The organism is Pseudomonas sp. LB1P83, from assembly GCF_054897885.1.
Genome location: NZ_CM142709.1, coordinates 6209208 through 6233920 on the forward strand (window position 1 = coordinate 6209208; position 24713 = coordinate 6233920).

General features: G+C 57.2%; 24 protein-coding genes. 3 read left to right on the top strand and 21 right to left on the bottom strand.

Translation table 11 applies throughout. The features are described 5' to 3' along the window. Positions 1–40: 40 nt before the first annotated feature. The 21 genes from glmS to rpmH all read right to left on the bottom strand — a co-directional run bounded on the left by glmS (position 41) and on the right by rpmH (position 20357). Positions 41–1873, bottom strand: a complete 1833-nt coding sequence (glmS, locus tag ACYZTY_RS28555; RefSeq protein ID WP_461956414.1) for a glutamine--fructose-6-phosphate transaminase (isomerizing) — start codon at positions 1871–1873, stop codon at positions 41–43. A 1-nt stretch (position 1874) separates the two neighbouring features. Next, on the bottom strand, positions 1875–2654 hold the full coding sequence (locus ACYZTY_RS28560; RefSeq protein WP_461959409.1) for a DeoR/GlpR family DNA-binding transcription regulator: 780 nt from the start codon (positions 2652–2654) through the stop codon (positions 1875–1877). A gap of 238 nt (positions 2655–2892) precedes the next feature. Beyond that, positions 2893–4260, bottom strand: a complete 1368-nt coding sequence (glmU, locus tag ACYZTY_RS28565) for a bifunctional UDP-N-acetylglucosamine diphosphorylase/glucosamine-1-phosphate N-acetyltransferase GlmU (RefSeq protein ID WP_461956415.1) — start codon at positions 4258–4260, stop codon at positions 2893–2895. Between the two features lie 116 nt (positions 4261–4376). Beyond that, on the bottom strand, positions 4377–4802 hold the full coding sequence (locus ACYZTY_RS28570) for a F0F1 ATP synthase subunit epsilon (RefSeq protein ID WP_007969909.1): 426 nt from the start codon (positions 4800–4802) through the stop codon (positions 4377–4379). A 45-nt stretch (positions 4803–4847) separates the two neighbouring features. Continuing rightward, entirely contained in the window at positions 4848–6227 is a 1380-nt protein-coding gene (atpD, locus tag ACYZTY_RS28575; RefSeq protein WP_008155715.1) for a F0F1 ATP synthase subunit beta, read from the bottom strand. A gap of 27 nt (positions 6228–6254) precedes the next feature. Continuing rightward, on the bottom strand, positions 6255–7115 hold the full coding sequence (gene atpG / locus ACYZTY_RS28580) for a F0F1 ATP synthase subunit gamma (protein WP_461956416.1): 861 nt from the start codon (positions 7113–7115) through the stop codon (positions 6255–6257). A 50-nt stretch (positions 7116–7165) separates the two neighbouring features. Beyond that, on the bottom strand, positions 7166–8710 hold the full coding sequence (gene atpA, locus ACYZTY_RS28585) for a F0F1 ATP synthase subunit alpha (protein WP_461956417.1): 1545 nt from the start codon (positions 8708–8710) through the stop codon (positions 7166–7168). 21 nt (positions 8711–8731) lie between these two features. Then, positions 8732–9268 (bottom strand): F0F1 ATP synthase subunit delta, encoded by a 537-nt coding sequence (locus ACYZTY_RS28590; RefSeq protein ID WP_109626976.1) that lies wholly within the window; start codon positions 9266–9268, stop codon positions 8732–8734. Positions 9269–9280: 12 nt separating this feature from the next. Continuing rightward, the gene (locus ACYZTY_RS28595) at positions 9281–9751 is read right to left on the bottom strand and encodes a F0F1 ATP synthase subunit B (RefSeq protein ID WP_131059033.1); all 471 of its coding nucleotides are present in this window, start codon (positions 9749–9751) and stop codon (positions 9281–9283) included. 56 nt (positions 9752–9807) lie between these two features. Further along, positions 9808–10065, bottom strand: a complete 258-nt coding sequence (gene atpE, locus ACYZTY_RS28600) for a F0F1 ATP synthase subunit C (RefSeq protein WP_002555987.1) — start codon at positions 10063–10065, stop codon at positions 9808–9810. A gap of 133 nt (positions 10066–10198) precedes the next feature. Then, complete coding sequence (gene atpB, locus ACYZTY_RS28605) at positions 10199–11068, bottom strand: F0F1 ATP synthase subunit A (protein ID WP_162437614.1); 870 nt, start codon at positions 11066–11068, stop codon at positions 10199–10201. Between the two features lie 16 nt (positions 11069–11084). Then, on the bottom strand, positions 11085–11492 hold the full coding sequence (locus tag ACYZTY_RS28610) for a F0F1 ATP synthase subunit I (protein ID WP_007948092.1): 408 nt from the start codon (positions 11490–11492) through the stop codon (positions 11085–11087). Between the two features lie 148 nt (positions 11493–11640). Further along, on the bottom strand, positions 11641–12513 hold the full coding sequence (locus ACYZTY_RS28615) for a ParB/RepB/Spo0J family partition protein (RefSeq protein ID WP_008027541.1): 873 nt from the start codon (positions 12511–12513) through the stop codon (positions 11641–11643). A 9-nt stretch (positions 12514–12522) separates the two neighbouring features. Then, the gene (locus ACYZTY_RS28620; RefSeq protein ID WP_027926208.1) at positions 12523–13320 is read right to left on the bottom strand and encodes a ParA family protein; all 798 of its coding nucleotides are present in this window, start codon (positions 13318–13320) and stop codon (positions 12523–12525) included. Between the two features lie 18 nt (positions 13321–13338). Next, entirely contained in the window at positions 13339–13983 is a 645-nt protein-coding gene (rsmG, locus tag ACYZTY_RS28625; protein WP_102594524.1) for a 16S rRNA (guanine(527)-N(7))-methyltransferase RsmG, read from the bottom strand. Then, the gene (mnmG, locus tag ACYZTY_RS28630) at positions 13980–15878 is read right to left on the bottom strand and encodes a tRNA uridine-5-carboxymethylaminomethyl(34) synthesis enzyme MnmG (protein WP_461956418.1); all 1899 of its coding nucleotides are present in this window, start codon (positions 15876–15878) and stop codon (positions 13980–13982) included. Before mnmG ends, rsmG begins: the two co-directional genes overlap by 4 nt. 551 nt (positions 15879–16429) lie before the next feature. Then, positions 16430–17800, bottom strand: a complete 1371-nt coding sequence (mnmE, locus tag ACYZTY_RS28635) for a tRNA uridine-5-carboxymethylaminomethyl(34) synthesis GTPase MnmE (protein WP_461956419.1) — start codon at positions 17798–17800, stop codon at positions 16430–16432. A 78-nt stretch (positions 17801–17878) separates the two neighbouring features. After that, a complete protein-coding gene (yidC, locus tag ACYZTY_RS28640; RefSeq protein ID WP_461956420.1) occupies positions 17879–19564 on the bottom strand; it encodes a membrane protein insertase YidC in 1686 nt (561 codons plus the stop codon). 2 nt (positions 19565–19566) lie between these two features. Continuing rightward, positions 19567–19812: a membrane protein insertion efficiency factor YidD gene (yidD, locus tag ACYZTY_RS28645; protein WP_074872215.1), complete on the bottom strand. Its 246-nt coding sequence runs from the start codon at positions 19810–19812 to the stop codon at positions 19567–19569. Then, entirely contained in the window at positions 19805–20206 is a 402-nt protein-coding gene (gene rnpA / locus ACYZTY_RS28650; RefSeq protein WP_208492426.1) for a ribonuclease P protein component, read from the bottom strand. The genes yidD and rnpA overlap by 8 nt, the downstream gene beginning before the upstream one ends. 16 nt (positions 20207–20222) lie before the next feature. Beyond that, on the bottom strand, positions 20223–20357 hold the full coding sequence (gene rpmH / locus ACYZTY_RS28655) for a 50S ribosomal protein L34 (protein WP_003213577.1): 135 nt from the start codon (positions 20355–20357) through the stop codon (positions 20223–20225). Positions 20358–20924: 567 nt separating this feature from the next. Here rpmH and dnaA point away from each other — a divergent pair. The 3 genes from dnaA to recF are packed head-to-tail and all read left to right on the top strand — an operon-like array spanning position 20925 to position 24712. Beyond that, positions 20925–22445 carry a chromosomal replication initiator protein DnaA gene (gene dnaA / locus ACYZTY_RS28660; protein WP_461956421.1) on the top strand — a complete coding sequence of 507 codons (1521 nt, stop codon included), beginning with the start codon at positions 20925–20927 and terminating at the stop codon, positions 22443–22445. A gap of 39 nt (positions 22446–22484) precedes the next feature. Further along, complete coding sequence (dnaN, locus tag ACYZTY_RS28665; RefSeq protein ID WP_008155702.1) at positions 22485–23588, top strand: DNA polymerase III subunit beta; 1104 nt, start codon at positions 22485–22487, stop codon at positions 23586–23588. Positions 23589–23608: 20 nt separating this feature from the next. Further along, a complete protein-coding gene (recF, locus tag ACYZTY_RS28670) occupies positions 23609–24712 on the top strand; it encodes a DNA replication/repair protein RecF (protein ID WP_131059041.1) in 1104 nt (367 codons plus the stop codon). Position 24713: the final 1 nt, after the last annotated feature.

A 24713-nucleotide genomic window follows, 5' to 3' on the forward strand; every position in this document is an offset into this window, starting at 1 on the left:
ATAGGCTGCGATTTTTATTGTTCAGTCAGCTGTGGATAACTTATTCCACTGTCACCGACTTAGCCAGGTTCCGCGGCTGGTCAACATCAGTCCCTTTCAACACCGCCACGTAGTACGACAGCAACTGCAGCGGGATGGTGTAGAGGATCGGCGACAGGATGTCGTGGATGTGCGGCATGTGCACAACGTGGGTGCCTTCGCCGTTGGTCATGCCAGCCTTTTCGTCTGCGAAGACGATCAACTGGCCGCCACGGGCGCGGACTTCCTGGAGGTTGGACTTGAGCTTCTCCAGCAGTTCGTTGTTCGGCGCCACGGTGACCACGGGCATGTCGTTATCCACAAGCGCCAACGGGCCGTGCTTCAGTTCGCCAGCCGGGTAGGCTTCAGCGTGGATGTAGGAGATTTCCTTGAGTTTCAGGGCGCCTTCCATCGCTACCGGGAATTGCGCGCCACGACCGAGGAACAGGGTGTGCTTCTTCTCGGCGAACAGTTCGGCGATTTTCTCTACGGTGCCGTCCATGGCCAAGGCTTCGCCCAGGCGGGTTGGCAGACGACGCAATTCTTCGACCAGGGTGGCTTCGACGCCTTTGGCCAAGGTGCCGCGAACCTGACCGAGGGACAGGGTCAGCAACAGCAGACCGACCAATTGAGTGGTGAACGCTTTGGTCGAGGCCACGCCGATTTCGCGACCGGCCTGGGTCAGCAGGGTCAGGTCGGATTCACGCACCAGTGAGCTGATGCCGACGTTGCAGATCGCCAGGCTGGCGAGGAAGCCCAGTTCCTTGGCGTTGCGCAGGGCGGCCAGGGTGTCGGCGGTTTCGCCGGACTGGGAGATGGTCACGAACAGGGTGTTCGGCTGTACCACGACTTTGCGGTAGCGGAATTCGCTGGCGACTTCGACCTGGCACGGGATACCGGCCAGTTCTTCCAGCCAGTAACGGGCAACCATGCCGGCGTGGTAGCTGGTGCCGCAGGCGACGATCTGCACGTTGCGTACTTTGGCGAACAGCTCCGCGGCCTGTGGGCCGAAAGCTTGTACCAGCACACCATTCGGGCTCAGACGACCTTCGAGGGTGCGTTGAACCACGGACGGTTGCTCGTGGATTTCCTTGAGCATGAAGTGGCGGTATTCGCCTTTATCGGCCGCTTCGGCGCCGTCACGGTACTGCACGGCTTCACGCTCGACGGCTTGGCCGTTCACGTCCCAGATGTGCACGCTGTCGCGGCGAATTTCGGCGATATCGCCTTCTTCCAGGTACATGAAACGGTCGGTGACCTGACGCAGGGCCAACTGATCGGAAGCGAGGAAGTTTTCACCCAGGCCCAGGCCAATCACCAACGGGCTGCCGCTGCGGGCTGCAACCAGGCGATCCGGCTGATCGGCGCTGATAACCGCCAGACCATAAGCACCGTGCAGCTCTTTGACGGTGGCTTTGAGGGCCACGGTCAGGTCGCGCAGGTCCTTGAGTTTGTGGTTCAGCAGGTGAGCGATGACTTCGGTGTCGGTGTCCGAAGTGAACACGTAACCCAAGGCTTTCAGCTGTTCACGCAGGGCTTCGTGGTTTTCGATGATGCCGTTGTGCACCACGGCCAGGTCGCCTGAGAAATGCGGGTGCGCGTTGCGCTCGCACGGCGCACCGTGAGTGGCCCAACGAGTGTGGGCGATGCCGAGGCGACCAACCAGCGGTTCGGCTTCAAGGGCGATTTCCAGCTCGCTGACCTTGCCCGGACGACGCATGCGCTCAAGCTTTTCATCGTTGGTGAAGACCGCCACACCGGCGCTGTCATAGCCACGGTATTCCAGGCGCTTGAGGCCTTCGAGCAGGATGGCGGTGATATTACGTTCTGCGACTGCGCCGACAATTCCACACATGCTATTTCTCCTGACTGACAGCCGCGCAAATCAAATTGATGCCGCGGGCTTGAATCTGATCGCGTGCCGCAACCGGCAGGCGTTCATCGGTAATAAGGGTATGGACGCTGCTCCAGGGCAGTTCCAGGTTGGGAATCTTGCGGCCGATCTTGTCGGCCTCCACCATCACGATCACTTCACGGGTGACGTCAGCCATGACTCGGCTCAGACCCAGCAATTCATTGAAGGTGGTGGTACCGCGAACCAGATCGATGCCATCGGCACCAATGAACAACTGGTCGAAATCGTAAGAACGTAGTACCTGCTCGGCGACCTGCCCCTGAAAGGACTCGGAATGCGGGTCCCAGGTGCCACCGGTCATCAACAGCACCGGTTCGTGTTCGAGTTCGCTCAATGCATTGGCAACGTTCAGGGAATTGGTCATCACCACCAGTCCCGGCTGCTGGCCGAGTTCCGGGATCATGGCAGCGGTGGTGCTGCCGCTGTCAATGATGATCCGCGCATGCTCGCGAATCCGCGTGACAGCGGCACGGGCAATGGCCTGCTTGTATTTGGAGACCGGTTGGCCGATGTCGGCGACCAGTTCCTGAGGCATGGTGATCGCTCCGCCATAACGGCGCAGCAACAGGCCATTACTCTCAAGCGCGGCCAAATCCTTGCGAACCGTAACTTCCGACGTTTCGAAGCGCTTGGCCAGCTCATCCACACTGACTTCGCCCTGTTCATTGAGCAAGGCGAGGATATTGTGGCGGCGTTGGGGTGTATTGCGTTTCGACATGATCTGGTAAGTTTCGATTCGAAAGATAATGAAAGCAATCAAAACGTATTGGCGAAACTTCGTCAAGCCTGCACAAGAAAAATATCTGTGGATAAAAAGCTTCGCGGGCAAGCCTCGCTCCTACGGTTCAGCGTCGTTCACACATTATGTGAACACCTGAAAACTTGTAGGAGCGAGCGGGCGGCGATCCGACTTGCCCGCGAAGGCAATCTCAAAACCGCCGCAAAGCGCTGTGGATAACTCAGCTCTTCTTGATCTTCACCGGCCGTTTCCAACCATCGATGTTCTTCTGACGTGCCCGCCCCACCGCCAACTGTGCGTTATCCACATTCTGGGTAATGGTCGAACCGGCCGCCGTCGTCGCACCGGAAGAGATATCCACAGGCGCTACCAACGAGTTGTTGGAACCGATGAACACATCTTCACCCAGCACGGTTTTCCATTTGTTGGCACCGTCGTAGTTGCAGGTGATGGTGCCCGCGCCAATGTTGGTACGCGCACCGATCTCGGCATCACCCAGGTAGGTCAGGTGACCGGCCTTGGCGCCTTCGCCCAAGTGAGCGTTCTTCAGCTCGACGAAGTTACCCACATGCGCACGCGCCTCAAGCACCGTACCCGGGCGCAGGCGTGCGAATGGACCGGCATCGCTGCCTTCGCCCAGAATCGCGCCTTCGATATGACTGTTGGCCTTGATCACCACGCCTTTGCGCAGGGTGCTGTCCTTGATCACGCAGTTCGGGCCGATCACCACGTCATCTTCAATGACGACCTTGCCTTCGAGGATCACGTTGATGTCGATCAGTACATCGCGGCCTACGGTGACTTCACCCCGCACGTCGAAGCGTGCCGGGTCACGCAGGGTCACGCCTTGAGCCATCAAACGGCGACCGGCCCGCAATTGATAGTGACGCTCGAGTTCGGAAAGCTGCTTGCGATCGTTGGCGCCCTGCACTTCCATGGCGTCATGGGGTTGCTCGGTGGCCACCACCAGACCATCGCTGACCGCCATCGCGATCACGTCGGTCAGGTAGTACTCGCCCTGGGCATTGTTGTTGGAGAGACGGCTCATCCAGCCACCCAGTTGCGCGAAAGGCAGCGCCAGGATGCCAGTGTTGCCTTCGGTGATTGCGCGCTCGGTTTCGTTGGCGTCTTTCTGCTCGACGATCGCCGTGACCTTGCCCGCGGCATCGCGGACGATGCGGCCGTAACCGGTCGGGTCTTCAAGCTCAACGGTGAGCAAGCCCAGTTGCTGCGGTGCGACTTTCTTGAGCAAACGTTGCAGGGTTTCGACTTCAATCAACGGTACGTCACCGTACAGGATCAGCACGGTGTCGGATTCGATGAACGGCACAGCCTGAGCCACCGCATGACCAGTACCCAACTGTTTGTCCTGCAGGACGAAATTCAGATCGTCCGCCGCGAGGCGCTCGCGCACCGCTTCGGCGCCATGACCAATCACCACGTGGATGCGCTGTGGATCAAGTTGCCGTGCGCTGTGGATAACATGGCCAAGCATCGAATTGCCGGCAATCGGGTGCAGGACTTTTGGCAACGCCGAACGCATGCGAGTGCCTTGGCCGGCAGCGAGGATAACGATTTCAAGAGACATGACTGGCTACCAATCCTGGGTGGTCAGCGGCTGCGACCAGGTTATGAAAATCGGAAAAGAAAAAAGGGTAGCCGAGGCTACCCTTTTTAATCAATCGCACAACAAGCAATGGCCTATTAGTGGCCAAACTTCTTGCGGATCTGCTGGACGGTGCGCAGCTGAGCTGCAGCCTCGGCCAGACGTGCGGCAGCAGAACCGTAATCGAATTCCGCGCCCCGCTCATGCAAGGCCTTCTCGGCAGCCTTAACGGCTTCCTGAGCGGAGGCTTCGTCCAGGTCGGCAGCACGTTGCACGGTGTCGGCAAGAACCTTGACCATGTTCGGCTGAACCTCGAGGAAACCACCGGAGATGTAATACACCTCCTCTTCCCCGCCCTGCTTGACCAGGCGGATCGGGCCAGGCTTGAGATTAGTGATCAGCGGCGCGTGGCCCAGGGCGATACCAAGATCACCCAGTGCACCGTGCGCAATCACCATCTCGACCAGGCCGGAGAAGATTTCCCCTTCCGCGCTGACGATATCGCAATGGACTGTCATAGCCATCTGATTGCCTCAACCTAAATTAGCGCCCGTTGCCGGGCGCCGGGATTACAGTTTCTTGGCTTTCTCGATCGCTTCTTCGATGCCGCCGACCATGTAGAACGCTTGTTCTGGCAGGTGGTCGTAGTCACCGTTGAGGATGCCTTTGAAGCCAGCAATGGTGTCTTTCAGGGAAACGTATTTACCCGATGCACCGGTGAAGACTTCAGCCACGAAGAACGGCTGCGACAAGAAACGCTGGATCTTACGAGCACGGTTTACCAACTGCTTGTCGGCTTCCGACAGCTCGTCCATACCCAGGATCGCAATGATGTCCTTCAGTTCTTTGTAACGTTGCAGAACGTACTGTACGCCGCGAGCGGTGTCGTAGTGGTCCTGGCCGATTACGTTCGGGTCCAGCTGGCGCGAAGTCGAGTCGAGTGGATCGACCGCTGGGTAGATACCCAGGGAAGCGATGTCACGGGACAGAACGACGGTGGCGTCCAAGTGGGCGAAAGTGGTCGCTGGCGACGGGTCAGTCAAGTCATCCGCCGGTACGTATACCGCCTGGATCGAGGTGATCGAACCGTTCTTGGTCGAAGTGATACGCTCTTGCAGAGTACCCATCTCTTCGGCCAGGGTCGGCTGGTAACCTACTGCGGAAGGCATACGGCCCAGCAGTGCGGATACTTCAGTACCGGCCAGGGTGTAACGATAGATGTTGTCGACGAACAGCAGAACGTCGTTACCTTCGTCACGGAACTTCTCGGCCATGGTCAGGCCGGTCAGTGCTACGCGCAGACGGTTACCCGGCGGCTCGTTCATCTGACCGTAAACCAGTGCCACTTTGTCCAGAACGTTGGAATCCTTCATCTCGTGGTAGAAGTCGTTACCCTCACGAGTACGCTCACCCACACCGGCGAAAACGGAATAACCGCTGTGCTCGATGGCGATGTTACGGATCAGTTCCATCATGTTTACGGTTTTGCCTACACCGGCACCACCGAACAGACCGACTTTACCACCCTTGGCGAACGGGCAAACCAGGTCGATAACCTTGATGCCGGTTTCCAGCAGGTCGTTGCCGCCCGCTTGTTCAGCGAAGGTTGGCGCAGGACGGTGAATGCCCCAGCGCTCTTCGGTGTCAATCGGACCAGCTTCGTCGATCGGGTTGCCCAGAACGTCCATGATCCGGCCCAGAGTCGCTTTACCGACCGGTACGGAGATGGCAGCGCCAGAGTCGGTGACTTCCAGACCGCGCTTCAAGCCTTCGGTGGAACCCATCGCAATGGTACGAACCACGCCGTCGCCCAGCTGTTGCTGAACTTCGAGGGTGGTTTCAGCCGCGCTCACTACTTTCAGCGCGTTGTAGATGCTCGGTACGCTGTCGCGTGGAAATTCCACGTCGATAACGGCGCCGATGATTTGAACGATACGTCCGCTACTCATAGCTGGATCCTCTGAATATTTGAACCGTTAAACCGCGGCAGCGCCGCCGACGATTTCCGAGATCTCTTGGGTGATCGCAGCCTGACGCGCCTTGTTGTAGACCAGCTGCAAATCGCTGATCAAATCACCGGCGTTGTCGGTAGCGTTCTTCATCGCGATCATCCGCGCAGCCTGTTCAGCCGCGTTGTTCTCGACCACCGCCTGGTAGACCTGCGACTCCACGTAACGGACCATCAAGCCGTCAAGCAGCTCTTTGGCGTCCGGTTCGTACAGATAATCCCAGTGGTGCTTGAGTTCCTGTTCCGGGGTTGCCACCAGTGGAATCAATTGCTCCACGGTAGGCGTTTGCGTCATGGTGTTGATGAACTTGTTGGACACCACGGACAGGCGGTCAATACGGCCGTCCAGGTAGGCATCCAGCATCACCTTGACGCTGCCGATCAAGTCATTGATCGACGGCTCTTCACCCAGGTGGCTGATAGCTGCTACGACGTTACCGCCGAAGTTGCGGAAGAAAGCCGCACCCTTGCTACCAACAACACACAGATCGATCTCGACGCCGTTTTCGCGGTTTACCGCCATGTCCTTGACCAGGGCCTTGAACAGGTTGGTGTTCAAGCCACCACACAGACCACGGTCACTGCTCACCACGACGTAACCGACGCGCTTTACTTCACGGTCGATCATGAACGGGTGGCGATATTCCGGGTTGGCGTTGGCCAGATGGCCAATAACCTGGCGGATGCGCTCCGCATAAGGACGGCTAGCCGACATGCGCATTTGTGCCTTGCGCATTTTGCTGACCGCCACTTTTTCCATGGCGCTGGTAATCTTTTGCGTGCTTTTGATGCTCGCAATCTTACTGCGAATCTCTTTTGCGCCTGCCATGTAACACCTATCAGGTTAGCAAGCGGGAGCCTTGCGGCCCCCGCTGCGGCTTACCAGGTTTGGGTGGCCTTGAACTTCTCGATACCGGCTTTCATGCCAGCGTCGATTTCGTCATTGAAGTCACCCTTCACGTTGATCTTCGCCATCAAATCGGCGTGATCGCGGTTGAAGAAAGCAATCAGCGCTTGTTCGAAGCTGCCGATCTTGGCGATTTCAACGTCAGTCAGGAACCCACGCTCAGCGGCATACAGCGACAGCGCCATGTCAGCGATCGACATTGGTGCGTATTGCTTCTGCTTCATCAGCTCGGTAACGCGCTGACCATGCTCAAGTTGCTTACGGGTCGCTTCGTCCAGGTCAGAAGCGAACTGGGCGAATGCCGCCAGTTCACGGTACTGAGCCAGAGCGGTACGGATACCACCGGAGAGCTTCTTGATGATCTTGGTCTGAGCGGCACCACCCACACGGGATACCGAAACACCGGCGTTCACAGCAGGACGGATCCCGGAGTTGAACATGGCCGATTCCAGGAAGATCTGACCGTCGGTGATGGAAATCACGTTGGTCGGAACGAACGCGGAAACGTCGCCAGCCTGGGTTTCGATGATCGGCAGTGCGGTCAGGGAACCGGTTTTGCCGGTCACTGCGCCGTTGGTGAACTTCTCTACGTATTCTTCCGAAACGCGGGATGCGCGCTCCAGCAGACGGGAGTGGAGATAGAACACGTCGCCTGGGTAAGCTTCACGGCCTGGTGGACGGCGCAGCAGCAGGGAAATCTGGCGGTAAGCCACTGCTTGCTTGGACAGATCGTCATAAACGATCAGCGCGTCTTCACCGCGGTCGCGGAAGAATTCACCCATGGTGCAACCGGAGTACGGTGCCAGGAATTGCAGTGCTGCAGATTCCGAAGCGCTCGCTGCCACGACGATGGTGTTAGCCAGTGCGCCGTTTTCTTCCAGCTTGCGAACCACGTTAGCGATGGTCGATTGTTTCTGACCGATAGCTACGTAGACGCAGAAAATGCCGCTGTCTTTCTGGTTGATGATCGCGTCGATCGCCAGAGCGGTTTTACCGATCTGACGGTCACCGATGATCAGCTCACGCTGGCCACGGCCGACAGGGATCATGGCATCGACAGCCTTGTAGCCAGTCTGTACAGGCTGGTCTACCGACTTACGCCAGATCACGCCCGGAGCAACTTTCTCGACCGCATCGGTCAAGGTGTTGTTCAGCGGACCTTTGCCGTCAACTGGGTTACCCAATGCGTCGACTACGCGACCCAGCAGTTCCTTACCAACCGGAACTTCGAGGATGCGGCCGGTGCACTTGGCGCTCATGCCTTCAGCGAGAGACTGGTAGGAGCCCAATACAACGGCACCTACGGAGTCTTGCTCCAGGTTGAGAGCCATACCGAAGACGCCGCCCGGAAACTCGATCATCTCGCCGTACATGACGTCGGCCAGACCGTGAATCCGCACGATACCGTCAGATACGCTGACGACAGTGCCTTCGTTACGGGCTTGGGAGGTCACATCGAGCTTGTCGATGCGGCCCTTGATAATTTCACTTATTTCGGAAGGATTGAGTTGCTGCATTGCTCTGCTGCCCCTTCAAACTCAAGATTTCAATGCTTCGGCAAGGCTCGCGAGTTTGCCGCGAACCGAGCCATCGATAACCAGGTCGCCGGCGCGGATGACAATGCCCCCAATAAGGGATTTGTCTTCCTCGACTTGCAGGCGCACTTCCCGGTTGAGTCGTGCACTGAGAACCTTGGCGAGTTTGTCTTGCTGTTCTTGGTTCAATGCAAAAGCACTGGTCACTTCAACGTCTACCGACTTCTCTTGTTCGGCCTTGTACAGGTCAAACAGAGCGGCAATCTCCGGCAACAGCGGGAGACGGTCGTTTTCGGCAACGACGTGAATGAAGTTCTGTGCCTTGGCATCAAACTTGTCGCCGCACACGTCAATAAACGTGGCGGCCTTGTCTGCGCTCGTCAGTCGCGGGGCCTTGAGCACGCGCTGCATAGTGTCGTCTTGCGACACTGCTGCAGCCAGGCCGAGCATGGCTGACCAAGAGGCCAGTTGCTGGTGGGCCTGGGCGTGCTCGAAGGCTGCCTTAGCGTAAGGTCGGGCCAACGTGGTCAATTCTGCCATGATCGCCCTCGCTTAAATTTCAGCAGCCAGTTTGTTTACCAGCTCCGCGTGCGCGTTTTGATCGATTGTGGAACCCAGGATCTTCTCGGCGCCGGAGACTGCCAGGCTACCCAGTTGGGTACGCAGCGCGTCTTTGACACTGTTCAGTTCCTGCTCGATCTCGGCCTGAGCCTGAACCTTCACACGGTCAGCGTCGATACGGGCTTTTTCAACAGCCTCTTCAACAATCTGGTTACCGCGTTTCTTGGCTTGCTCAATGATTTCGGCTGCCTGAGCCTTAGCTTCGCGCAGTTGCTGACCCGCTTTATCTTGGGCCAGCTCCAGGTCGCGAGCTGCTCGGGCGGCAGCGTCCAGTCCATCCGCGATCTTCTTCTGACGTTCGTGCAAAGCCGCGATGACCGGAGGCCACACGAACTTCATGCAAAACAGTACAAAAATGAAGAACGCAACGGACTGGCCAATCAGGGTTGCATTAATGTTCACGCCAACACCTCGCTCGTTCGTTGCACATCACACCAATTACTCGAAGGTTCGAGTAATTAGCCAGCGAGTTGACCAACGAATGGGTTCGCGAAAGTGAAGAACAGAGCGATACCAACACCGATCATGGTTACGGCGTCGAGCAGACCGGCAACGATGAACATTTTAACTTGCAGCATTGGAACCATTTCTGGCTGACGCGCTGCGCCTTCCAGGAACTTGCCGCCCAACAGGCCGAAACCAATTGCGGTACCCAGTGCGCCCAGGCCGATCAACAGTGCAACAGCGATAGCGGTTAGACCAACTACAGTTTCCATCTTTCCTCCCGACTTTTACGTCGTATGGTTTAGGTTTTTTAGATTTTAAAGCGGTAAAACAAATCGTTTCATAGCCCTGTTCGGGCACCCACTCGTTTGACCGAGTGGGACATCAGACTAGTCGAGACTGGTCTTAATGGTTCTCTTCGTGCGCCATCGACAGGTAAACGATGGTCAGCATCATGAAGATAAACGCCTGCAGGGTGATGATCAGGATGTGGAACACAGCCCACGCCCACTGCAGAACTACGCCCAGGCCACTAAGCCAGAGCAGACCGCTGCCGAACATCACAGCAATCAGAATGAAGACCAGTTCGCCGGCGTACATGTTGCCGAACAGACGCAGTGCCAGGGAGATAGGCTTGGCGATCAGCGTCACGAACTCCAGCAGGAAGTTCACCGGAATCAGCAGCGCTTGAAGAAAGATATTCTTGCTGCCGAACGGGTGCAGGGTCAGTTCGCCGATGAAGCCGCCGATGCCCTTGACCTTGATGCTGTAGAAAATGATCAACGCGAACACCGACAGGGCCATGCCCAGGGTAGCGTTCGGGTCAGTGGTCGATACGGCACGGAAAGGAATGTGCGCATCACCCGTGATCAGGATGGCCAACTGAGGAATCCAGTCGACCGGGATCAGGTCGACGGCGTTCATCAGGAAGACCCAGACGAAGATGGTCAGTGCCAACGGTGCAATCACCGGGCTACGGCCATGGAAGCTGTCTTTCACGCTGCCATCGACGAATTCGACCAATACTTCAACGAAGTTCTGCAAAGCACCAGGCTGACCGGAAGTCGCCTTCTTTGCCGCCATGCGGAAAAGAAGAACGAAGATCAGACCCAACGCGACCGACCAGCCGAGGGTATCGACGTGGAAAGCCCAGAAGCCCATTTCTTTGGCTTCTGCTGCGGTGTGGGCAAAACCCCACCCGCCAGTTGGGTGCTGACCGAAGGTCAGGTTCTGCAAGTGGTGCTGGATATAGCCCGAAGCGGTTGTCTCTGCCATGGTTGCCTCAAACGCCCTAAGGTCTCGAAAGTCTTGTTCTCATCAGCAGGGGCGCGAACCAGCTGACCAGTTGGGTCAACACGAAGACGCCGAATACAGCTAGCGGCGCCAATGGCTTCACACCTGCGAACGTCAATGCAAAGAGCACTGCCGTCAAAATCAGTTTGCCCGCCTCACCGGCATAAAAAGACCGGACGATGGCTTGAGCTGCTCGGGCGCCGGAAAACCGAAATGCCCTATGAGCGAAATAAACATTGGGCAGCAAGGCTATCAGGCCTCCGCAGAGTCCTGAGTACCCGGCTACGACTCCATGCCAGTACCAGAGCGCCAAAGCGGCCAGTACCAAAACGACAAATTGAGCCAGTAAGACCGGAAAAACTGCCAGGCGATGGAACGGCAAGCGGTTTGGCGTGCGGCTCTCCATCGTTTTTGCTCCCCAATGATCGGCTGCCAGAATTCAATAACTTGGCATAATTTGTGCCGACAAAATGCGCGCAGAGTATAGGGGCGGTTCAGCCCCTATTCAACTGTCAGGTAGTGATTTCCGACTGCACGCTACATGAGGAAATGTTTCAGCGAATGTGCGCGAGCACACCCTGAAGCTCATCGAGGGAGTTGTAACCAATGACCAACTGCCCTTTCCCCTTCTTTCCGTGGCGGATCTGCACCGCAGAGCCTAGGCGTTCAGCCAGGCGCTGCTCGAGTCGGGCGATATCCGGGTCCGGTTTAACCGGTTCAGCAGGCTCCTGTTTGCCACTCAACCACTGGCGAACCAGTGCCTCAGTCTGGCGCACAGTCAGACCCCGTGCGACAACATGTCGCGCCCCTTCAACCTGTTGATTCTCCGGCAAACCGAGCAAAGCACGGGCATGACCCATTTCCAGGTCACCGTGCGACAGCATGGTTTTGATAACTTCCGGCAACGCGATCAAGCGTAGCAGGTTGGCCACGGTCACGCGGGATTTGCCCACGGCTTCGGCCACTTGTTGCTGAGTCAGCTGGAATTCCTGCTGCAAACGCTGCAAGGCCACGGCTTCTTCGATCGGATTGAGGTCTTCACGCTGGATGTTCTCGATCAGCGCCATGGCGATCGCGGTTTCATCCGGCACATCGCGAACCATCGCCGGGATGGTTTCCTGGCCAGCCTGCTGGCTGGCGCGCCAGCGGCGTTCACCGGCGATGATTTCGAAGCGACCGCTGCCGATCGGACGAACCACGATCGGCTGCATCACGCCCTGGGCCTTGATCGACTGCGCCAGCTCTTCCAGCGCCTGTGGGTCCATGTCCCGACGCGGCTGGTACTTGCCGCGCTGGATCAGGTCCAGGGGCAGGTGCTGCAGCTCACGCTGATCGGCCTGGACCGCTTGCTCTTCCAGCGAGCTGACAGTCGGACCACTCAGCAGTGCATCCAGTCCACGTCCGAGACCTCGTTTCTTGACGGCCATGGGGATTCCTTAAGTTGCCTGAGCGGCGGCGGTGCGTGAGTTTTTGCGTTGACGGCGAACCATCTCGCCCGCCAATGCCAGATAGGCAATGGCGCCCCGTGATGTCTTGTCGTACGCCAGCGCCGGCATGCCATAGCTTGGCGCTTCGGCCAGGCGGATGTTGCGCGGAATCACCGTGTCGTAGAGCTGCTCGCCGAAGTGTTCCTTGAGCTGCGCCGAAACATCGTTCATCAGGCTCAGGCGCGGGTCATACATGGTCCGCAACAGGCCTTCGACCTTCAGGTTCGGGTTCAGCAACTCAGCGATGCGCTTGATGTTATCCACAAGGTCGCTCAAACCTTCGAGCGCGAAGTACTCGCACTGCATGGGGATAATCACCCCGTCCGCCGCGACCAAGGCATTCAGCGTCAGCATCGACAGCGACGGCGGGCAGTCGATCAAAATGTAATCGTAGTTTTCACGGATCGGCGCCAGCGCACTGCGCAGACGGCTTTCCTTCATCTGCATTTCCAGCAGAACCACTTCGGCAGCGGTCAGGTCGCGGTTGGCCGGCAACAGCTGGTAACCACCGTGCTCGGAGTAGTGCATGGCCTGGGCCAGGTCGCACTCGCCGATCAGCAGGTCGTAGACCGAGTTTTCCAGCCCGTGTTTATCCACACCGCTACCCATGGTGGCGTTGCCCTGTGGATCGAGATCGATCAACAGCACCCGGCGCTTGGTAGCGACCAGGGAAGCTGCGAGGTTGATGCAGGTGGTGGTTTTACCCACACCACCTTTCTGGTTCGCTATCGCGAATACCTTAGCCATTCTTGCTTGTGTTCCCAATCATGCCGTGCGGCGCAGTATCAGCAGATGGCGTTGGCCTTGGCAACCAGGTACGGCCAGGGCGTGTTCGCTATCGAGGTGGAAGTCTGCCGGCAATGCTACCAGCTCATCGGCCGGATGAACGCCCTTCATTGCCAGCCAGCGTGTATCGGCGTCGCCGAGGTGGCGAGTCCAGTTACTGAAGTTTTCCATGCTGCTGAACGCCCGGGAAATGATCCCGTTGAATGGCTGTGCAGGCTGGAACGCTTCGACACGGCTGTGGATAACTTGCAGGTTATCCAGTTTGAGTTCGAGTTTGACCTGGGTCAGGAAGCGGGTTTTCTTGCCGTTGCTGTCCAGACAGGTCACTTGCGACTCTGGAAACAGGATGGCCAACGGAATACCGGGCATGCCGCCGCCGCTGCCAACGTCCAGCCAGCGACCGTTCTCGACGAACGACATCACGCTCAAACTATCGAGCAGGTGACGGGAGACCATTTCATCCGGATCGCGAACGGCAGTCAGGTTGTAAGCCTTGTTCCATTTGATCAACAGGGCCAGGTAGCCCAGCAGCTGCGCGTGCTGGGCTTCTGTCAGCGTGACACCGAGCTGGCGAGCACCTGTGGATAACTCTTCGGCATGTTGCGAGGTGACCAACGAACTCAAGCGCTTTGCTCCAACTGACGGCCCGCGCCGCGTTTTTTCAAATGAATCATCAACAGCGAAATCGCTGCTGGCGTTACGCCCGGGATACGTGACGCCTGGCCCAAGGTCTCTGGACGGGTCGCACCGAGCTTGCTCTGGATCTCTTTGGAGAGACCGGAAATGTTCGTGTAATCGATATCCACAGGCAACTTTGTATCTTCGCTGGCCCGCAGACGGGCGATTTCATCCTGCTGGCGATCGATGTAGCCGGCGTACTTGGTCTTGATTTCGACCTGTTCGGCGACCTGTGGATCTTCTGCGCCACCGCCAGTCACTGCGATCAGACCAGCGTAGTCGATTTCCGGACGGCTCAAGAGGTTCAGCAAATTGTATTCGTGGGTCAGCGGCGTGCCGAACTTTTCGGAAATCGCATCGCCCTGCTCGGTGCCCGGGCGGACCCAGGTACTTTTCAGGCGTTGTTCTTCCAGGGTGATGCTTTCACGTTTGGTGCAGAACGCCGCCCAACGCGCGTCATCGACCAGACCCAGCTCGCGACCTTTTTCGGTCAGGCGCAGGTCGGCATTGTCTTCACGCAGGATCAAACGGTACTCGGCGCGGGATGTGAACATCCGGTACGGCTCTTGAGTACCGAGGGTAATCAGGTCGTCGACCAACACCCCGATGTACGCCTCATCGCGACGCGGACACCAAGCGTCTTTGCCCTGCGCACGCAGTGCAGCGTTGGCGCCGGCGAGCAAACCCTGGGCGCCGGCTTCTTCGTAACCGGTGGTGCCGTTGATTTGCCCGGCGAAAAACAGGCCGGCAATCACTTTGGTTTCCAGGCTGTATTTCAGGTCACGCGGGTCGAAATAATCGTATTCGATGGCGTAGCCCGGACGAACAATGTGCGCGTTTTCCATGCCGCGAATCGATTGCACGATCTGCAATTGCACGTCAAACGGCAAACTTGTGGATATCCCGTTCGGGTACAGCTCGTGAGTGGTCAAGCCTTCCGGTTCGATGAAGACCTGATGGCTTTCCTTGTCGGCAAAGCGGTGGATCTTGTCTTCGATCGACGGGCAATAACGCGGGCCGATGCCCTCGATCAACCCTGCATCGGAATACATCGGCGAACGATCAAGGTTGGCGGCAATGATTTCGTGGGTGCGGGCGTTGGTGTGGGTAATCCAGCAGCTCACCTGTTTCGGATGCTGCTCTTTCGAACCCATGAACGACATCACCGGGATCGGGGTATCGCCTGCTTGCTCGGTCATCACCGAGAAATCCACGGTACGACCGTCGATACGCGGTGGTGTACCGGTTTTCAAACGACCAACGCGCAGCGGCAATTCACGCAAACGGTGAGCCAGGGCGATCGATGGCGGATCACCGGCGCGACCGCCGGAATAATTCTGCATGCCGATGTGGATAAGTCCACCGAGGAAGGTGCCGGTGGTCAACACCACTGAATCCGCGAAGAAACGCAGGCCCATTTGGGTGACAACACCGCGCACTTGTTCCTGTTCGACGATCAGGTCATCAGCGGCTTGTTGAAATATCCACAGGTTCGGCTGGTTTTCCAATGCTTCGCGGACAGCAGCCTTGTACAGAACCCGGTCGGCCTGAGCGCGAGTCGCTCGTACGGCCGGGCCTTTGCGGCTGTTCAACACGCGAAATTGAATACCACCTTTGTCGGTGGCCATGGCCATCGCGCCGCCAAGGGCATCGATTTCCTTGACCAGATGGCTTTTACCGATCCCGCCAATGGCGGGGTTGCAGCTCATGGCACCGAGGGTTTCCACGTTATGCGTCAGCAACAGGGTTTTTGCACCCATACGTGCTGAGGCCAGTGCTGCCTCGGTACCGGCATGACCGCCGCCGATGACGATCACTTCAAAACGGGAAGGGAAATCCACCACGCACCTCGTGCCTGCTTCAGTCAGGTAATCAGGAATAGTTTGAGCTCAGGTTTCTATACCTGGTCGGCAAGTATAGGGACTTCGCCCTTCCTAAAGAACCCTTTGCACAAAATTTAACCAGCTGTGGAGAAGTCGGGGTTATAGAAATTAAAAAAAGAGAAATTTATTAAATCTTTGTTTTTATGTTTATTTCTACTGAGGCACCTTTCTGTGGATAGATCTCTACAGGCCTTTATATTCGATGTGTATAGAGATTCAAAACCCTGTGGCCATGTGCCAAGGAGGCCGTTGGATAACCGGTTTAAGCCTGTGGATGAAAGGGGTGGTTATCCACAGGTGCGGTTATCTTCAGTTTTCAGGCCCTGTTATCAACTGCCCTTAGTGGCAGTTACTCACAGGGCTTAATCCACAGAAAAGCACTGATCGAGCAAATTCCGCACGCGGAAAATCCGCTCAAGCAGTAAGAATCTGCTCGGCACTTGAAGCAGATTTGAGAGAAGGGAGGGAACAGGCAGGCGCGAATGGCCTGTCTGTGGATAACGGAAGGACTATTTACCGATACAGAAGCTGGAAAAGATGCGTCCCAACAGGTCATCGGAGCTGAATGCACCGGTGATTTCACCCAGAGAGTGCTGAGCCTGGCGCAAATCCTCGGCCAACAACTCACCGGCACCCGCTAGTGTCAGCTGCGCACGGCCGTGCTCAAGGGATGCACTGGCATGTCGCAACGCCTCAAGGTGACGCCTGCGTGCACTGAAGCTGCTTTCCGAGGTCTGCTCGTAGCCCATGCAGGCCTTGAGGTGATCGCGCAGCAATTCCAGGCCATCCCCAGCAGACTTGGCACTCAGGCTGATGGTGACGTGGCCATCGTCACTGACCTCCAGGGCAATGGCTTCACCGGTCAGATCAGCCTTGTTACGAATCAGCGTGACTTTGGCCGGATCCGGGCGGGTTTCGAGGAATTCCGGCCACAGCGCGAACGGATCAAGTGCCTCAGGAGCGGTCGCATCGACAACCAACAGAACGCGATCTGCCTCGCCGATGGCTTTCAACGCCCGCTCGACTCCGATTTTTTCCACCTGGTCATCGGTATCTCGCAGACCGGCAGTGTCGACCACGTGCAAAGGCATGCCGTCGATGTGGATATGTTCGCGAAGAATGTCCCGGGTGGTGCCGGCAATCTCGGTCACGATCGCGGCTTCTCGGCCGGCCAGGGCATTCAGCAGGCTGGACTTGCCGGCATTCGGCCGGCCAGCAATGACCACGGTCATCCCATCGCGCAGCAAGGCTCCTTGCCCGGCTTCACGAAGCACTGTGGATAATTCATCGCGTACTTTGTCGAGCATCGCCAGGACGTGGCCGTCGGCCAGGAAGTCGATTTCTTCTTCCGGGAAATCGATGGCTGCCTCGACGTAGATGCGCAGGCCAATCAACTGCTCGGTGAGGTTATGCACACGCTGGGAGAAGGCGCCTTGCAAGGACCGCAGTGCATTTCGCGCAGCCTGTGCAGAACTGGCCTCGATCAAATCGGCAATGGCCTCGGCCTGGGCCAGATCGAGTTTGTCATTGAGAAACGCACGCTCACTGAATTCACCCGGCCGTGCCAGACGGCAGCCCAGTTCCAGGCAACGTTTGAGCAGCATATCCAAAACGATTGGCCCGCCGTGACCCTGCAGTTCAAGCACGTCTTCGCCGGTGAAGGAGTTCGGTCCCGGGAAATACAGCGCGATGCCTTCGTCCAGCACCTCTTCGTTTTCATTGAGAAACGGGCCGTAGTGGGCAAATCGGGGTTTCAGTTCGCGACCGCTGATCGCCTTGGCGGCAATGCTCGCCAATGGCCCGGAAATACGGACGATGCCCACACCGCCGCGACCCTGAGCGGTGGCGACAGCTGCGATGGTTTCACGAGGAACGCTCATAAACCGATATCCAGACAAAAGTGACAGATAGCAAAACGCCCCACTAGGGGGCGTTTTGAGTGGTATTCACAGTGTAAATCAGGCAGCTGCTTTGGTAGCCGCTTCGACTTTACGAGTGATGTACCACTGTTGGGCGATCGACAAAACGTTGTTCACCACCCAGTACAGCACCAGACCAGCCGGGAACCACAGGAAGAAGAAGGTGAAGATGATTGGCATCAACTTCATCACCTTGGCCTGCATCGGATCCGGAGGAGTCGGGTTCAACTGCTGCTGGATGAACATGGTTGCACCCATGATGATCGGCAGAATGAAGAACGGATCCTTGATCGACAGGTCAGTAATCCACAGCATGAACGGCGCTTGGCGCATTTCAACGCTTTCCAGCAGAACCCAGTACAGCGAAAGGAAAACCGGCATCTGCACGAGGATTGGCAAGCAACCACCCAGCGGATTGATTTTCTCTTTCTTGTACAGCTCCATCATGGCTTGCGACATTTTCTGCCGATCGTCGCCATGTTGCTCTTTCAGCGCGGCCAGTTTCGGTGCCACTGCACGCATGCGGGCCATGGATTTGTAGCTGGCTGCCGACAGGGGGAAGAAGATCCCTTTGATCAGCATGGTCAGGAAGATGATTGACCAGCCCCAGTTGCCGATCAGCGCGTGGATATGTTGCAGCAGCCAGAAAATTGGCTGGGCAATGAACCACAAAATGCCGTAGTCGACGGTCAGTTCCAGACCTGGGGACAACTCTTTCAACACAGCCTGGCTTTTCGGACCGGCGTATAGAACGGCGCTGGTCTCGGCTTTTGCACCTGGCGCGACAGTCATCGCCGGGGCGGTGTAGCCGATGATGTAGTTGCCTTTGCTGTCTTTACGGGTCTGGACGACGTTATTTTCGCCCTTCGCCGGAATCCAAGCGGTCACGAAGTAGTGCTGCAACCAGGCAACCCAACCACCGTTAACGGTTTCTTTCAGCTGAGCCTTGTCCATGTCGCTCATCGACACTTTCTTGTACGGCTCGTTACTTGTCCACAGGGCGGCGCCCAGGTAAGTCGCGGTGCCGGTGGCCGTGCTGGAAGAAGGGTCGGAGCTGGCGTCGCGCTTCAACTGCGCGAACATTGCACCGGACCAGGGCTGAGCGCTCTGGTTATCGATCAGGTAGGAAACGGTTACGTCATACAGGCCACGTTTCACGGTGAAACGCTTGATGTAGTTGACGCCGTCCTTGCTGAACTTCAGGTCTACGACCAATTGGTCCTGACCGTCAGCCAGCTGGTAAACCTTCTTCTCCGAGGAGTAAACCGGACGACCAGCAGGATTTGCGTCCGGGCCGTTGGTGCCGATCAAACCGCTCTGGGCCAGATAAGTCCGTTCGTTGCCGTTATCGAACAGCTGGAATGGAATGTCCGGATGGTCCTGGCGACGTGGATACAGCGGCAGCGTCAACTGGGCAACATCACCACCTTGTGGATCGATTGCCAGGTTGAGTACATCCGTTTTGATCTGGATGAGGTCTTTGCTTGCAGCTACTGGAGTTTCAGCAGGTGCAGTTGCACTGGTATCGCTTGCGGCGCGTGGAATGTCGTCACTGACAGAAGCATTATTGCCAGTCGCCGTGTCCGGTAGGCCCGGTGCGGAAGTACTGGAAGCAACATTCTGAGTCGGCAGGGCAGCCTGACCATAGTCCTGGTTCCATTTAAGAACCATAACGTAGGACACGATTGCCAGGGCGACGATCAGGATCGTGCGTTTGATATCCATGATTACTCGGCCATCGAAGAAGAACGGGAGGTAGGGATAGATGGAACCGGGTCATAACCACCGGGATTCCACGGATGACAGCGACCTAAACGACGAAAGGCCAGCCAGCCACCGCGCAGAAGGCCATGATTTTCTATGGCTTCATACGCGTAGCAGGAACAACTGGGGTAGAAACGACAGTGACTGGCCATCAGGGGACTAATGGCATAGCGATAAAACTGGATCGGAACGAGTGCCAGTTTACGCATCGGGACTGTCTACCCCTACAGTTTCGGTTTTGACTGCTGGTACCGGCTTGCTACGTGCCAGACGCTTCCAGAGTTTGCCGAAATGCTGAATCAATTCGGGGTTTTCTACGTCACCCAAACCTTTGCGCGCGACGATAACGATGTCCCAACCGACCAGTGAATCCTGGTGCAGGCGAAACGATTCGCGCATCAGACGTTTGAGGCGATTGCGCTCGACGGAGAGCTTTACGCTCTTTTTCCCGATAACCAGCCCGAGACGGGGGTGATCGAGATCGTTGTTGCGCGCAAGGAGCAGGAGATTTTTCCCCGGAACCTTGCCGGTAGGGGAGTCAAAGACTGCCTTGAAATGCCGGGGAGTAAGCAGACGCTTTTCCCGACTGAAGTCCTGACTCACCTCCAGTGCCGGCTTATCAAACTGCCAGACGCGCACGACCTTTGGCGCGACGACGCGACAGAACGGCACGACCGTTCTTGGTAGCCATGCGAGCACGGAAACCGTGGGTACGAGCGCGTTTGATAGTGCTTGGTTGGAAAGTACGTTTCATTGTCGTGTTACCTGGTTCGTCCACAACGGGCCGGAATGGCCCCCGTTTTAAGAGACCGGGGATTCTAGAGAAAGCAAGCCTCTAGGTCAATTTCCAACCAGCGTTTCCTTATAAATAGATCTCCAGGCGTTTTCTCGTCCGCAGGTCCTTCGCTAGATATAGAAATAAAGAAGGAAGTTATTTAAAGCTTTTCTGTAAAGCTTATAAAAGCTAGGGACACGATCCTCTGTGGATAACTACCTTTAGCCCTTCTATCTCGTGCTGTACAGAGAATGACAACTATGGTGGAAAACGGTGGTCAGCCTGTGCTGCGCTGTCGGATAAGCTGTGTGTGGAATGGGCAGTTATCCACAGGCAGGTTATCCACCGGGTTTCGCCCCCACTTGTCCAGTGCCCTCATGGGCGGTTATCCACAGAGCTTATGCACATACCATTGGTCGTCTTTTTTGCGGCTAATGCGTTGATAATTCATTCCCTGTGCGCAACCTGCATGTGGATAAGTGGACGTCTGGCCGCTACAATGGCCGCTTGTTTTTGCCTCACCGGCTTTCAACTTAGGGGATATCCGTGTCAGTGGAACTTTGGCAGCAGTGCGTGGAGCTTTTGCGCGATGAGCTGCCTGCCCAACAATTCAACACTTGGATCCGTCCACTACAGGTCGAAGCCGAAGGCGACGAGTTGCGTGTCTACGCGCCGAATCGTTTTGTTCTCGACTGGGTCAACGAAAAGTACCTGGGCCGCGTCCTTGAACTGCTGGATGAGCATGGCAATGGCATGGCGCCTGCGCTCTCCTTATTAATAGGCAGCAAACGCAGTTCGGCGCCCCGTGCGGCGCCGAATGCACCGTTGGCCGCCGCTGCTTCCCAGGCTCAGGCCGCTCAAGCACCGGTCAGCGCGCCAGTACCTGCCCCCTCTGCCCCACAGACCAAGCGTTCAACGCAAAAGGTTGCCGAAGTCAGTGAAGAGCCGTCTCGCGACAGCTTCGACCCGATGGCCGGGGCCAGTTCGCAACAGGCACCGGTTCGCTCCGAGCAGCGCACGGTGCAGGTCGAAGGCGCGCTCAAGCACACCAGTTACCTGAATCGCACGTTCACCTTCGAAAACTTCGTCGAGGGTAAGTCCAACCAACTGGCCCGGGCTGCGGCCTGGCAGGTAGCGGATAACCCGAAGCACGGCTACAACCCGCTCTTCCTTTATGGTGGCGTTGGCTTGGGTAAAACCCACTTGATGCACGCGGTGGGTAACCATCTATTAAAGAAGAACCCGAATGCCAAGGTCGTGTACCTGCATTCCGAGCGCTTCGTGGCCGACATGGTCAAGGCGCTGCAACTGAACGCGATCAACGAATTCAAGCGCTTCTACCGTTCGGTGGATGCATTGCTGATCGATGACATTCAGTTCTTTGCCCGCAAAGAGCGTTCCCAGGAAGAGTTTTTCCACACGTTCAACGCCCTGCTTGAAGGTGGCCAGCAGGTCATTCTCACCAGTGACCGCTACCCGAAAGAAATCGAAGGCCTTGAAGAACGCCTGAAATCCCGCTTTGGCTGGGGCCTGACGGTTGCCGTCGAGCCGCCGGAGCTGGAAACCCGCGTAGCGATCCTGATGAAGAAGGCCGACCAGGCCAAAGTCGATCTGCCACACGATGCAGCGTTCTTTATTGCCCAGCGTATTCGCTCCAACGTCCGTGAGCTGGAAGGCGCGCTCAAACGCGTCATCGCCCACTCGCACTTCATGGGCCGCGATATCACCATCGAGTTGATTCGCGAATCCCTGAAAGACCTGTTGGCGCTGCAAGACAAACTGGTCTCTGTGGATAACATTCAGCGCACGGTCGCCGAGTACTACAAGATCAAGATCTCCGATCTGCTGTCCAAACGTCGTTCACGTTCGGTCGCACGTCCGCGTCAGGTTGCAATGGCGTTGTCCAAAGAGTTGACTAACCACAGCCTGCCGGAAATCGGCGATGTGTTTGGCGGCCGCGACCACACGACCGTTTTGCACGCCTGCCGCAAGATCAACGAACTTAAGGAATCCGACGCGGACATCCGCGAGGACTACAAGAACCTGCTGCGTACACTGACCACTTGATGAACACCAGCGCAGCTTATTAAGGCAAGGGACTAGACCATGCATTTCACCATTCAACGCGAAGCCCTGTTGAAACCCCTGCAACTGGTCGCAGGCGTCGTTGAGCGCCGACAGACCTTGCCGGTGCTCTCCAACGTGCTGCTGGTTGTCGAAGGCCAGCAACTGTCGCTGACCGGTACCGACCTGGAAGTCGAGCTGGTCGGTCGTGTGCAACTTGAAGAGCCTGCGGATCCAGGTTCCATCACCGTGCCTGCGCGCAAGCTGATGGACATCTGCAAGAGTCTGCCGAACGACGCGCTGATCGACATCAAGGTCGACGAGCAGAAGCTTGTGGTGAAGGCCGGCCGTAGCCGCTTCACCCTGTCGACCCTGCCGGCCAACGATTTCCCGACAGTCGAAGAAGGCCCAGGCTCGCTGACTTGCAGCCTGGAGCAGAGCAAATTGCGTCGTCTGATCGAACGCACCAGCTTCGCCATGGCCCAGCAGGACGTGCGTTACTACCTGAACGGCATGCTGCTGGAAGTTTCTGAAGGGATCATCCGCGCAGTGGCCACTGACGGTCACCGTCTGGCCATGTGCTCGATGAAGGCTGATATCGGTCAGCCGGATCGCCACCAGGTCATCGTGCCGCGCAAGGGTATCCTTGAGCTCGCGCGCCTGCTGACCGAGCCGGACGGCATCGTCAGCATCGTGCTGGGTCAACACCACATCCGTGCCACTACCGGCGAGTTCACCTTCACTTCCAAGCTGGTCGACGGCAAATTCCCTGACTACGAGCGCGTTCTGCCAAAAGGCGGCGACAAACTGGTACTCGGCGATCGTCAGGCCCTGCGTGAAGCGTTCAGCCGTACCGCGATTCTGTCCAACGAGAAATACCGCGGTATCCGTCTGCAATTGGCCAACGGTCAGCTGAAGATCCAGGCGAACAACCCGGAGCAGGAAGAAGCTGAAGAAGAAGTGGGTGTTGAGTACAACGGCGGCAATCTGGAAATCGGCTTCAACGTGAGCTATTTGCTTGACGTGCTGGGCGTGATGACCACCGAGCAGGTTCGCCTGATCCTGTCCGACTCCAACAGCAGCGCGCTGGTGCAAGAGTCCGACAACGATGACTCGGCCTACGTTGTTATGCCGATGCGTCTGTAATCATGCTCAGCAGAAGCTAGATGTCCTTAAGTCGCGTCTCGGTCACCGCGGTGCGCAATCTGCACCCGGTGACCATCTCCCCCTCCCCCCGAATCAATATTCTTTACGGCGCCAACGGCAGCGGCAAAACCAGTGTTCTGGAAGCCATTCACCTGCTGGGGCTTGCCCGTTCGTTTCGTAGCACCCGTCTGTTGCCCGTCATTCAGTACGAGCAATTGGCATGCACGGTGTTTGGGCAGGTTGAATTGGCCGAAGGTGGCCACAGCGCATTGGGGATATCTCGCGACCGTCAGGGTGAGTTCCAGATCCGCATCGATGGCCAGAACGCCCGCAGCGCGGCGCAACTGGCAGAGATCCTGCCGCTTCAGTTGATTAACCCGGACAGCTTCCGTTTGCTGGAGGGCGCGCCGAAGATTCGACGACAGTTTCTCGACTGGGGCGTGTTCCACGTGGAACCGCGATTCATGTCCACGTGGCAGCGCTTGCAGAAGGCCCTGCGCCAGAGAAACTCTTGGCTGCGGCATGGTACACTTGACGCCGTTTCGCAAGCGGTTTGGGACAGGGAACTGTGCCAGGCCAGCGCTGAAATAGATGAATACCGCCGCGCTTACATCAAAGCCTTGAAACCAGTCTTTGAACAGACCTTGAGCGAACTGGTTGAGCTCGAGGGCTTAACGCTTAGCTATTACCGCGGTTGGGACAAGGACCGGGAGCTGAGTGCAGTGCTCGCCGGGTCCCTTCAGCGGGATCAGCAAATGGGTCATACCCAGGCCGGACCACAACGTGCTGATTTGCGTCTTAGATTGGGCGCACATAACGCCGCGGACATCTTGTCCCGTGGACAGCAGAAGTTGGTGGTCTGTGCGTTACGGATTGCCCAAGGGCACCTGGTGAGCCAGGCCCGACGCGGTCAGTGTATTTATCTGGTGGATGACCTGCCGTCCGAACTGGACGAGCACCACCGCCGCGCGCTTTGCCGCTTGCTGGAAGACTTACGCTGCCAGGTGTTTATCACCTGTGTAGATCACGAATTATTGAGGGAAGGCTGGCAGACGGAAACGCCAGTCGCTCTGTTCCACGTGGAACAGGGCCGTATCACCCAGACCCACGACCATCGGGAGTGAA